The sequence below is a fragment of the Streptomyces sp. NPDC002156 genome (assembly GCF_053593675.1).
Map to the genome: position 1 here is coordinate 1 of NZ_JBSFDA010000250.1, position 10978 is coordinate 10978.

General features: G+C 72.5%; 11 protein-coding genes. 4 read left to right on the forward strand and 7 right to left on the reverse strand.

Going from position 1 to position 10978, the window contains the following annotated elements; genetic code table 11:
- Nucleotides 1-212 precede the first annotated feature (212 nt).
- The 3 genes from rplT to infC all read right to left on the reverse strand — a co-directional run bounded on the left by rplT (nucleotide 213) and on the right by infC (nucleotide 1713).
- Nucleotides 213-596 carry a 50S ribosomal protein L20 gene (gene rplT, locus ACWCRB_RS46475; protein WP_105974242.1) on the reverse strand — a complete coding sequence of 128 codons (384 nt, stop codon included), beginning with the start codon at nucleotides 594-596 and terminating at the stop codon, nucleotides 213-215.
- Between the two features lie 102 nt (nucleotides 597-698).
- Nucleotides 699-893, reverse strand: coding sequence for a 50S ribosomal protein L35 (gene rpmI / locus ACWCRB_RS46480; RefSeq protein ID WP_003947156.1), 195 nt, complete (start codon nucleotides 891-893; stop codon nucleotides 699-701).
- A 106-nt stretch (nucleotides 894-999) separates the two neighbouring features.
- Nucleotides 1000-1713, reverse strand: a complete 714-nt coding sequence (infC, locus tag ACWCRB_RS46485) for a translation initiation factor IF-3 (protein ID WP_369034326.1) — start codon at nucleotides 1711-1713, stop codon at nucleotides 1000-1002.
- Between the two features lie 366 nt (nucleotides 1714-2079).
- Here infC and ACWCRB_RS46490 point away from each other — a divergent pair, with 366 nt between their 5' ends.
- Complete coding sequence (locus ACWCRB_RS46490; protein WP_451001856.1) at nucleotides 2080-2445, forward strand: DUF1844 domain-containing protein; 366 nt, start codon at nucleotides 2080-2082, stop codon at nucleotides 2443-2445.
- A 53-nt stretch (nucleotides 2446-2498) separates the two neighbouring features.
- Here the strand turns inward: ACWCRB_RS46490 and ACWCRB_RS46495 are convergent, their stop codons facing one another.
- Nucleotides 2499-3230 (reverse strand): SseB family protein, encoded by a 732-nt coding sequence (locus ACWCRB_RS46495; RefSeq protein WP_451001857.1) that lies wholly within the window; start codon nucleotides 3228-3230, stop codon nucleotides 2499-2501.
- A gap of 149 nt (nucleotides 3231-3379) precedes the next feature.
- Between ACWCRB_RS46495 and ACWCRB_RS46500 the strand changes: the two genes are divergently transcribed.
- Complete coding sequence (locus ACWCRB_RS46500) at nucleotides 3380-4414, forward strand: serine hydrolase (protein ID WP_451001858.1); 1035 nt, start codon at nucleotides 3380-3382, stop codon at nucleotides 4412-4414.
- 12 nt (nucleotides 4415-4426) lie between these two features.
- Here the strand turns inward: ACWCRB_RS46500 and mycP are convergent, their stop codons facing one another.
- Together mycP and ACWCRB_RS46510 are read right to left on the reverse strand one after the other, a co-directional pair.
- Nucleotides 4427-5638 (reverse strand): type VII secretion-associated serine protease mycosin, encoded by a 1212-nt coding sequence (mycP, locus tag ACWCRB_RS46505; protein ID WP_451001859.1) that lies wholly within the window; start codon nucleotides 5636-5638, stop codon nucleotides 4427-4429.
- Entirely contained in the window at nucleotides 5635-6588 is a 954-nt protein-coding gene (locus ACWCRB_RS46510; RefSeq protein WP_451001860.1) for a hypothetical protein, read from the reverse strand. The genes mycP and ACWCRB_RS46510 overlap by 4 nt, the downstream gene beginning before the upstream one ends.
- 799 nt (nucleotides 6589-7387) lie before the next feature.
- Between ACWCRB_RS46510 and ACWCRB_RS46515 the strand changes: the two genes are divergently transcribed.
- A complete protein-coding gene (locus ACWCRB_RS46515) occupies nucleotides 7388-7585 on the forward strand; it encodes a hypothetical protein (protein WP_451001861.1) in 198 nt (65 codons plus the stop codon).
- Nucleotides 7586-8878: 1293 nt separating this feature from the next.
- Nucleotides 8879-10081, forward strand: a complete 1203-nt coding sequence (locus ACWCRB_RS46520) for an amino acid deaminase/aldolase (RefSeq protein ID WP_451001862.1) — start codon at nucleotides 8879-8881, stop codon at nucleotides 10079-10081.
- Nucleotides 10082-10100: 19 nt separating this feature from the next.
- Here the strand turns inward: ACWCRB_RS46520 and ACWCRB_RS46525 are convergent.
- Nucleotides 10101-10978, reverse strand: an 878-nt coding sequence (locus tag ACWCRB_RS46525; protein ID WP_451001863.1) for a hypothetical protein, incomplete at its 5' end; no start/stop codon positions are given.

The window sequence follows — 10978 nt, forward strand, 5'->3', positions numbered from 1 at the left end:
GTTCCCCGCGCCCCTGAAAGGCGGGGGCTTCGCCCCTCGACTTTCGGCCCGCAGGGCCGGGTCTTTTGCTTTTAGGGGCGCGGGGAACTGCGCGACCAGCCCCCACCGGACCCGCACCCGACACCGAACCCAAAAAAACACCCGGGCCCGCAGGAGGCGAACACCTGCGGGCCCGGGGTCACATCACACGCGGCTCAAGGCCAGCGCCAGCGTCACGCGGCCTTCGGCGCGTTGACGTCCGCCGGAAGAGCCTTCTGCGCGACCTCGACGAGCGCGGCGAACGCACCCGCGTCGTTGACGGCCAGCTCGGCCAGGATCTTGCGGTCCACCTCGATGTTCGCGGCGTTCAGACCCTGGATGAAGCGGTTGTACGTGATGCCGTTGGCGCGGGCAGCGGCGTTGATGCGCTGGATCCACAGCCGACGGAAGTCACCCTTGCGCTTCTTGCGGTCGTTGTAGTTGTAGACCAGCGAGTGGGTGACCTGCTCCTTGGCCTTGCGGTACAGACGCGAACGCTGACCGCGGTAGCCGGAGGCGGCTTCGAGGATCGCCCGGCGCTTCTTGTGGGCGTTTACTGCCCGCTTGACGCGTGCCACTTTTTAACTCCTTGTAGCGGGGCCGTGGTTGTTGTCACACAGCCCGGATTTCGACAGGGTCCCGGTCTCTGGACGTACGTACGGCGCGCGGGCGCCGGTACGTCACTTGCCGAGAAGCTTCTTGATCTTCTTGGCGTCGCCCGGGGCCATCTCGGCGTTGCCGGTGAGGCGACGCGTCAGACGGGACGACTTGTGCTCGAGCAGGTGGCGCTTGCCGGCGCGCTCGCGGAGCACCTTGCCGGAGCCGGTGATCTTGAAGCGCTTGCTGGCACCGCTGTGCGACTTGTTCTTCGGCATAGCGCCGTTCTCTCCTCGTCAGTGGCGTTCCGGTGCCCGGTCGTGAAACCGGGCACGGTGGAACGTCATATGTATGGGTTGGCATCCCAGGGCGTGAGCCCCGGGATCAGACCTCGGCGGATGCCTCGGACTGAGCCTCGACGGTCTCGGCGGTGGCGGCGTCATCGACGATGTCCTCGTCGACCTCGTCGCTCTCCGCGGCGTTCTGCGACTTGCCCGGGTTGGCCTTCGCTTCCGCCTTGCGCGCCGCCTGGGCCTCACGGGCCTCGGCCATCGCCTCGGTCTTCTTCTTGTGCGGACCGAGAACCATGATCATGTTCCGGCCGTCCTGCTTCGGGTTCGACTCGATGAACCCGAGGTCCTCGACGTCCGACGCGAGCCGCTGCAGCAGTCGGTAGCCCAGCTCGGGCCGGGACTGCTCGCGACCACGGAACATGATCGTGATCTTGACCTTGTCGCCCTGCTTGAGGAACCGGACGACGTGACCCTTTTTGGTGTCGTAGTCGTGCGGATCGATCTTCGGCCGGAGCTTCATTTCCTTGATGACCGTGTGCGCCTGGTTCTTGCGCGCCTCACGGGCCTTCATGGCCGACTCGTACTTGAACTTCCCGTAGTCCATGAGCTTGCAGACCGGCGGGCGAGCGCTCGCCGCCACCTCGACCAGGTCGAGGTCGTACTCCTGCGCAAGCTCCAGGGCCTTGGCAAGCGGAACAATCCCGACCTGCTCGCCGCTGGGACCGACAAGTCGCACTTCGGGAACGCGAATCCGGTCGTTGATGCGGGGCTCGGTGCTGATGGATCCTCCTCGGTAGCACCACACGGCGGTCTGGCGGACAGCCGCGTATGTCTCTGATGACGTTGGGACCAACCACCGGGGCATATGAAAAATGCCCCGACGGGACACAGGCGGGGCTCCAAAGGAATACCGGAGCACCGCCGCGGTCAACCGCGGGGCGCACATCGGGCGACTCCATCGTCCGTACGGAACGATGGTGGCCGCCTGACCGGGTGACCCGCCGTCCGCGAGGACAGCCGGGTGGGAGATCGGAGCCTCCACTTGTGGGCCGGGCACGCAAGTGTCCAGCCGGTCGTTACAAAAGGTTAGCAGCTTCGGCCAGGAAGGGCTAACTGAGGCGAACTAAGGCCAACTGCGGCTGCCTCCGGACCGGGGCCTATCGTGTGGGCCATGAGTGAGACCCCTCCCCAGAGTCCCCAGAGCGCCGACTTCGACGCCATGACCCGCGACATCGCCGAGGTTCCGGCGGTCGAGGTGATCGTCACGGTCGCCGTGAACCTGATGAGCGCCGCCGCCGTGAAGCTCGGGCTGACCGACGAGGGCGACAAGTACAAGGACCTGGACGAGGCCCGCAAGCTGGTGCACGCCCTCGCCGGTCTGCTCGACGCGTCCGCGACGGAGATCAGCTCCTTCCACGCGGCCCCGCTGCGCGACGGCCTGAAGTCGCTCCAGCTGGCCTTCCGCGAGGCGTCCCTCGTCCCGGACGAACCGGGCCAGGGCCCCGGCGAGAAGTACACGGGCCCGATCTACGGCTAGGCCGCACGGCAGGCACGTACGCGGCAGGAACGTACGGGTCAGGAACGTACACGTCAGGGACGTACGTAAAGGGGCTCGCCGGGAGGCACCACCCCGGCCGGCAGCAGTGCCAGGTCGAGGCCGCGCACCAGGCGGGCCCTGAGCGTCTCGTCGGCGGCGAGGCGTCCGGCGACCGCGCGGGCGGCGTCGGCCGGGGGTGCGGCCGGGTCCAGCACGAGCGCGAGGGTGCCGTCGGCCTGTCCGGGGCCCAGGTGGGCGCGGACCACGGCGGGCTCGGCGGCCACGGCGGCCCGTACCGCGTCGACCACGGCGGGATCGGCGAGCGGATCGGCGGTCGTACGCCCCTCGGCGAGCGCGCGCAGCGCGGGTCCGGTCAGCTCGTAGGGCACGGGACCGGCCAGGTCGAGCACGATCGTGTCCGCCTTCTCGTGCACGGCGGCCTGGATGGCCTGGTGCAGGGGTACGGCGACGGGGCGGGCGGCCGGGTCCCAGCGGGCCAACGAGTCGGTGGACGTGAAGGCGGGCAGGGCGGTCCGGTCGCCGGCCTTCAGGGTCGGTACGGCCATGTCGCTGGTCTTCTCGTGGCGCAGCCCGTTCTCGTCCTCCTCGACCTCCCCGAGCACGGCGACGACGGGGACGAGCAGCCGGGCGCCCTTGAGCGCGGCCAGCACCGGTCCGACGGCGGCGCGGTCCTCGGCCCAGGCGGCCAGCGCGGCGCTCAGCCGGGGGTCGGCGGTGCCGTCGTCGTCGGGGAAGCCGGAGTCGGGAATGTTCTTGTTCGCCACGGTGACCGACCCTATCGGGGGATCGCTCCTGGGCTTTCGCCGCCCCGGAAACCCGCCGTTCACGGGATTCACGGGATTCTCAGTCAGAGCTGACACACATCTAACATTCGCCTAATCCACCGCACAGTCAGGGCCGCCAGCATCGCGGCATGGCCTCTGAGACAGCTCCCCGGCGCCGGTCGCTCGTCCACATCGTGCTCGCCGCCGCGGTCGTCATGGGCGGTACGGGGGTGGGTACCGCGTATGTGAAGGCACAGGCGCACACGGGCCGCGTATCGTCGGCGTCGCCGGCCTCTCCCTCTCCGTCTCCCTCCCCCTCCGCGTCGGCGTCGAGTTCGGCTTCGGTGAGCGAGGAGGCGTCGGTGGAACCCCAGGCGGAGCCCACGGTGGACCCGGACACGCTGCTGTCCGAGGCGATGAAGCGGGTGACGGCCGCGGCCGAGGACGGGGCCGAGGTGTCCGTGGCCGTGCTCGACGTCGAGTCGGGCGCCAGCGCCACGTACGGGGACGGGGCCTTCGACACCGCGAGCATCGTCAAGGTGGACATCCTGGCGACGCTGCTGCTCCGGGCGCAGGACGAGAAGCGGGGTCTCACGGCGCAGGAGAAGCGGTACGCCACCGCGATGATCGAGGTCAGCGACAACGCCTCGGCGTCGGCGCTGTGGACGGCGATCGGGAAGGCGGCGGGGCTCGCCGCCGCCAACAAGCGCTTCGGACTGACGGACACCGAGGGCGGTACCGGCATGCTGTGGGGCCTGACCCAGACCACGGCGGCCGATCAACTCACCCTGCTCCGGCAGGTGTTCGCGGAGGACGGGGAGTCGTCGCAGCTGAGCGAGGCGAACCGGACGTATCTCCAGGGCCTGATGGGGTCCATAGCGGTGGACCAGGACTGGGGGGTGTCGGCGGCGGCCGACGGAGGTACCGCGGGTGCCCGATTCGCCCTGAAGAACGGGTGGTTGCCGCGTACGGCGACCGGGCTGTGGGACATCAACAGCGTCGGGCGGGTGACGGCGGCGGACGGGCGGGAGTTCCTGGTCGCGGTGGTGTCGAACGGCAACACGACGAAGGCGAAGGGGATTTCGCTGGTGGAGTCGGCGGCGCGGGCGGCGGTGTCGGTGTTCGAGAGCACGGACGCGGGGGCGACGACGGCCACGAAGTCCGGTACCACTACCGGGTCCTGACGGACCGTCAGGTCACCGGCGGAAGTCGTCGTCGTACGAGTCGTGGGCGGGCTGGACGACCGTCCTGCGACGACCACGCCACAGCAGGACCGCCGCGATCAGGAGCAGGGCGCCGAGGCCGCCCGCGACGGGGCCCGCCCAGCCGGCGGAGTCGTCCTTCTCGGGGGCCGCGTCGGGGCCCGTACCGAAGTACTCCTTGCCGTACTCGGCCGACTTGAGTTGTTCCGGCTTGAGTTTGCCCGCCGCCTTGATGGCCGCCGCGGGGTCGATGAAGCCGTAGCCACGGGAGTCGTCCCGGCCGCCGTCGGGCGAGTTGCGCGCGGTGTCCTCCAGGAGCTTCTTGATCTGCGCCGGGGTCAGTCCGGGGTGGGCGGCCTTGATGAGGGCGACGGCGCCGGAGACGAAGGCGGCGGCGGCGCTCGTGCCCCAGCCCTCGTAGTAGCGCTCGTCGGGGGCGGCGATCACGACGTCGACGCCGGGAGCGCTGACCGTGGCGTACCAGCGGCGGGTGGAGAAGAAGGCGCGGGTGCCGTACTTGTCGACGGCGGTCGCGGCGATCACGCCGGGGTAGGCGGCCGGGTAGGAGATGTGGTCGCCCTTGTCGCCGCCGTTGCCTGCCGAGGCGACGACGACGGCGCCCTTCTCCAGGGCGTACTGGACTGCCTCGTCCTCGGCGGGTTCGGGGTGGGCGGACTTGGAGTCGTCGCCGAGGGAGAGGTTGATGACGTCGGCGCCCTGGTCGGTGGCCCAGCGGATGCCTTCGGCGAGGGCGTTGCCGCGGGTGTTGCGGGCCTTGCCGCGGGCCGAGTCGTCGTCTTCGAGGATGACGCGGACGGGGAGGATCTTCGCCTCGGGTGCGATGCCCATGACGCCGTCGTCGTTGTCGTAGCCATGGCCGTGACCGGCGATGATGCCGGCCATGGCGGTGCCGTGCTTGGCCCAGGCCTCGTCGCCGTTGCTCGCCCCGAAGCCGACCATGTCCTTGCCGGCGAGGACGTTGCCGACCAGGTCGGGGTGGTCCGCCTCGACGCCGGTGTCGAGGACGGCGACCGTGATGCCCTTGCCCTTGGTCGTACGCCAGGCCTCCTGCGTGTGCATGGCGTCGAGGGCCCATTGCTGGGCCCGGATGCCGTCGGCGTACGCGCTGGTGGCGGGCAGGAGGCTCAGGGAGCCGGCCAGGAGAAGGACGAGGAGCCCGCTGCGGGCGGTGCGGGTCCGGATCATGACTGCTGCTTCGCTGCCGAGCCGACGGTCTTGCGCAGGGCCCGTTCCACGCGGTCGGCCAGGCCCTTCGCCTCGTGGCCGAGGCCCGCCTGGGCGGGGGCGGTGGTGGCGCCGGTGACCATGGCCGCCTCGGCGGCCTGCGGGGAGTCGACCTTCCGACCATCGGCCCAGCCGGAGACGGCGTACGTGACGACGGGGGCGTCGGTGAGGACGGAGATGGTCCAGGAGGCGCGCTGGGCATCCGTGAAGCCGGCGGCGAGGGTGTTCTTCGCGGCGTAGGGCCGGGGCATCAGGTCGGCCCGCTGATCGAGCTTCTCGTTGCTGAAGCGGGTGCGCAGGGCGCGCATCGCGGTGGCGTCGGCCTTGGTGAAGAGGAGGCCGACGGTGGTGACGTAACTCTGGGTCTCGTCGGTGTAGGTGGCGCGCAGGAGGCGCTGGCAGCCGACGGGAGCGAGGGCCTTGAGCAGCAGCGGGTCGAAGGCGCCGGCGCAGCCGGTGTCGGGGGCGACGGCGATCCGCGTCCAGGTCCGGTCGGCGCCGCCGGGACCGGCCCCGTCGCCGTCAATGGTGGGCGGAAACAGCTCGTCCACGGGAACGCTGTGCCAGAGACCGGCGGCGGCGGTGAACGCGGTACGCGCACCGGCGTCCCCCGACCCGTCCCCGGTGAGCCAACTCCCGGTCAGCGCACCGCCAATGAGCCCAAGCCCGACCACGGCACAGACTGCAGCGAGCAACACCCGCCCGCTGAAGGAGCGGTGTCGCACCCCGATCCCGTACACATCAGGCTGGGCAAGCGACACAACAGGCCGCCCGGATCCGACACCACCGGCGTCACCGCCGTAGGGGGCGTTCCAGGAGAGCGCGGGATCGGGCATGCCGGGGGCGGGGCGCGGGGGTTCGGCGGGGACCGGGGGCATCTCGACGCCGGAGCCCTGGACCGGCTCGGACACGGACGAGTACGGCCGACCTGCCGGGGCGGAGGGCGCGCCAGCCGGGGGCATCTCGGCAGTGCCGCGCCGACTGCTCGACGCCTGAGACGGTTCGGACACGGGCGCGTTCGGCAGGTACGGCCGACCAGCCGGGGCAGAGGGCGCACTCGCCGAGGGCATCTCGGCAGTGCCGGAACGACCGCCCGACGCCTGAGGCCGGTCAGCCACGGGCGCGTTCGGGAGATAGGGGCGACCGACCGGGGCGGAAGGCGCACCAGCCGAGGCACTCTCGGCGGCGCCCGGACGACCGGCCGCCGCCTGAGTCCGGTCGGCCACGGCCGGGTCCGAGCCGGACGGGCGGCCGACCGGGCCGGAGGACGCATTCGCCGAGGGCGTCTCGGCGGTGCCGGAACGACCGCCCGACGCCTGAGGCGGACCGGCCACAGGCGAATCCGAGAGATACGGCCGACCGGCCGGGGCGGAAGGCGCACCAGCCGGGGCGTTCTCGGCACTGCCGGAACCGTTGCCCGACGCGTGCGCGGACGGGTCCGCGAGGTACGGCCGGCCCACCGGGGCCGAGGGCCCGCTTGTCGGGCGCAGGGGATCAGCGGGCGCGGAAGAGTCGGTTGCGGGCCCGCCCGTGGGGTACGGGCGGCTGGCCGGGGCCGAAGGCCTGCTTGTCGAGCGCGCGGGATCAGCGGGCGCCTGAGAGTCCGTTGCGGACCCACCCGTGGAGTACGAGCGACCGACCGAGGCCGAAGGCCTGCTTGTCGGACGCGCGGGATCAGCGGGCGCCTGAGAGTCCGTTGCGGACCCACCCGTGGAGTACGAGCGGCTGGCCGGGGCCGAAGGCCCGCTTGTCGAGCGCGCGGGATCAGCGGGCGCCGGAGGATCGGCCACGGGCCCGCCCGTGAGGTACGGGCGGCCCACCGGGGCCGAAGGCGCGCTCGCCGGGCGCGGGGGATCGGCGGGCGCCGGAGGCATCTCGGTGGTGCCCGGACGGCTGCCCGACGTCTGAGGCCGGTCGAACGGGTCCGAGAGGTACGGGCGGGTACCCGGGGCGAAGGGCCGGTCCGGGGTGCGGGGGCCTGCCTGGGGTACGTCTGTGGAGCGCGGCTGAGGGCCTGTGCCGGGGCGGCCGTTGGGGTTGAGGGGCGTCTCGCCGGTGCGCGGCTGGTCGGTCGGCCGGGGAGGGGCGGTCGGCGGGACCTTGCGGAGGCGCCGGGTCGTCTCCGACTCGGTCTCGGTGAGGGCGGTCGGGCGCCAGGGTGCCACGGGCGGCTGGTGGGTCGGGCGCGGCGGCAGGTCGGGCCGGGGGCGCGGCGCAGCCGGGGTACGGCCGAGGGGCGGCGCGTCCGGGAGCCGGGCCGAGGAGGGCGGCGGCGGGGGCGGGGTTATGGGGTCGGTGCCCTCGCGGGAGGGGGCACGCAGGTGCGGGAAGCGGGGCGGGGCCCAGTCCTGGGTGGCGTCCGACGTCGTCGGCGGAGCAGGGGCGTCCGGTGCGCCGGGGGCTCTCGTCGTGCTGGGCGCAGCCGTACGAGGGGCCGCCGCGCCGGGAGCGGTCGTACGAGAAGTCGCCGAACCCGAAGGCTCCGAGCCCGAGAACACCGAGCCGGAAGACGCCCGGCCCGAGGGCACCGAGCCGGAAGCCGTACCGGGCGGCCGTGTGCCGTTCTCGGCTCCCGGGCGAGGGTCTGACGGGGCCGACGACACACCGGGCGCACCAGCGGCGCCGGGCGTACGCCCAGACGTCGTGGTCGTCGCGTCGTCGGTCGCGCGGGGCCAGTCGGTCGTGCTGCCCGCGCCGGGCAAGTCAGCCGTGGCACCCACGCCAGGCCAGTCACCCGCACTGCCCCCACCGGGCCGATCGCCCGTGGTACCCGCGCCGTTCCGGCCGGCCGTCGGCCCGTCCGCCGGCGTCCGCGGTCCGGGTGGACGGCGCGTGTCGTCCGGCGTGGGCCTCGTGGCTTCGGTGGGCTCGGACGGTGTGGTGTCCGTGGCCGGTGGAGTGGTCGGGCGTGGAGGGATGGAGGCGCGGCGCGCTTCCGTGCTCATGCCACCCCCCGTTTCCTCGTACCGACGGCAGGGCCGGCGGAGTCCGTGCGGCGCGGGACGCGGCCGTCCCGGGCACGCATACCCGCGCGGGCGTGCCGCCATCCGGGCGCGTACCTCCGCGCGCGGTGGCTCCTCCCTGCGTGAAGCGTCACTCTACGGGTTGCCCCCCGCCGAGCGGGAACCAGTCCGCGGCACCGTGGCTTCTGCCCGGATCGTCCCCTTACCCTGCGGTAATCGTGTCTGGCAGGCTTCGTTCATGACTGCCCGAGCCGCTGACCGGGCCCGTTACGACCGGGCCACCGCCCACCTCGACGCACCGCTCGCGATCGTCGATCTGGAGGCCTTCGACGCCAACGCAGACGACCTCGTGCGCAGGGCCGCGGGCAAGCCGATCCGGGTGGCCGGCAAGTCCGTGCGCTGCCGGGCCCTGCTCGAACGCGTGCTGGCCCGGGAGGGCTTCGCGGGCATCATGTCGTTCACCCTCGGTGAGTCCCTCTGGCTCGCTCGGTCGGGCTTCGACGACGTCCTGCTCGCCTATCCGTCGGCGGACCGCAAAGCCTTCGCCGAGCTGGCCTCCGATCCGAAACTCGCCGCCGCCGTCACCGTCATGGTCGACGATCCGGCCCAGCTCGGGTTCATCGACGACGCCCGGGGCGGCGGGCGCGAAGTCGTGCGTGTCTGCCTGGAGTTGGACACCTCGCTGCAGTTGTTCCGGGGGCGGGTGCGCGTCGGGGCGCGACGGTCGCCGTTGCGCTCCCCCGGGCAACTCGCCGAGCTGGCCCGGGAGATCGCCCGGCGGCCCGGGTTCAGGCTCGTGGGGATCATGGCGTACGAGGGGCACATCGCCGGAGTCGGTGACGCGGTCCCGGGGCGGCCGGTGCGGTCGCGGGCGATCCGGCTGATGCAGGCCACGGCCCGGCGCGAACTCGTCGAGCGGCGCGCGGCGGTCGTGCGCGCGGTGCGGGCCGTCGTACCGGATCTGGAGTTCGTCAACGGCGGCGGCACGGGCAGCGTGCAGACCACGGCCGCCGAGGACGCCGTCACCGAGATCGCCGCCGGGTCCGGGCTCTACGTACCGCGGCTCTTCGACAACTACACGTCGTTCAGGGGCCGTCCAGCCGCGCTGTTCGCCCTGCCCGTCGTGCGCCGGCCGGGCGTCGGGGTCATCACGGTGCTGGGCGGCGGCTGTCCGGCCTCCGGCGCCGCGGGTGCGGACCGGCTGCCGGTGCCGTATCTGCCGGAGGGGCTCCGGTACGACGCCCAGGAGGGCCCGGGTGAGGTGCAGACGCCGTTGCTCGGCTCGCCCGCCGACGATCTGCTCGTCGGCGACAAGGTGTGGTTCCGGCACGCGAAGGCCGGTGAGCTGTGCGAGCGGTTCGAGGTGCTGCGTCTGGTCGCGGGCGACACGGTGACGGCGACTGTCCCGACGTACCGGGGCGAGGGCCACACCTTCCTGTAGCGCACCGGAACACGTCCGCTCAGTTCGACGGGCCGATGCTGCTGCCCACTCCCCCGCCGGTGTCCGCGTCGCCGATCGGCCGGATGCCCTTGGTGATCCGGTCCAGGTCGGTCAGTGGCGGCCCGTCCGGGCCCGCGTCGACGGCGAACCGGACGATGACCGGTGCCCCCGTACCGACGCTGGACGGGAAGGCGAGCGACTGGACGTAACCGCCGGGCCCGGCCTCGGTGGTGACCCGCCAGCGGACGAAGTACCCGGCGCGGCCCGCGACGGCGACCGTGCCCGAGCCGACGATCCGGTGCCCCGTGATCCCGCCGAAGGGCCGGCTGCCGATGCGGTCGCGGTCGTACGCGTCGTCGGCCGCGTCCGCGATGTCCGCCCTGGCCAGGGCCTCGGGTGAGGTCTCGGCGTTCTCGGTGACCGTGCGCGAGACGACCCGGCCGTGGTGGCAGACCCCGGGGTCGCGCGGGCAGTCGTAGGTGCCGTCGGTGGTCATGACGACGTCGTCCTCGGTGACGAACTCGGGCCTGACCCAGCCGTCGAGGAGGGGGAAGGTGATGCCGTTCAGCTCGTCGGCCACGAGGGTGGGGTCGTCGACGGGGGGTGAGGGTGATGTGGCGGCTGGGGGCTGGGTGTCCGCGACGGTCGGGCCCGTACTCGTACTCGTGCTCACCGTCGTACCCGTGTCCTCGCCGCCGCTCAGGACGAGCGCGCCCGCGACGATCGCCGCAACCAGGACCCCTGCCGCCACCGCGAGGATGGTCGCCTTGGCCCGGCCCACGCCCCCGCCGCAGCCCGGCGGCCCTTGTCCAGGGTGTGCATCTGGGCGCCGCGGACACCGACATGATGGCGGGACGCGACGTTCCCATGATCGACCCGACCGACGTCGCCCGGGCC

Coding starts and splice junctions, on each gene's coding strand:
- rpmI (WP_003947156.1), bottom strand. CDS start 893: ATGCCGAAGAACAAGTCGCACAGCGGTGCCAGCAAGCGCTTCAAGATC.
- ACWCRB_RS46490 (WP_451001856.1), top strand. CDS start 2,080: ATGAGTGAGACCCCTCCCCAGAGTCCCCAGAGCGCCGACTTCGACGCC.
- ACWCRB_RS46500 (WP_451001858.1), top strand. CDS start 3,380: ATGGCCTCTGAGACAGCTCCCCGGCGCCGGTCGCTCGTCCACATCGTG.
- mycP (WP_451001859.1), bottom strand. CDS start 5,638: ATGATCCGGACCCGCACCGCCCGCAGCGGGCTCCTCGTCCTTCTCCTG.
- ACWCRB_RS46520 (WP_451001862.1), top strand. CDS start 8,879: ATGACTGCCCGAGCCGCTGACCGGGCCCGTTACGACCGGGCCACCGCC.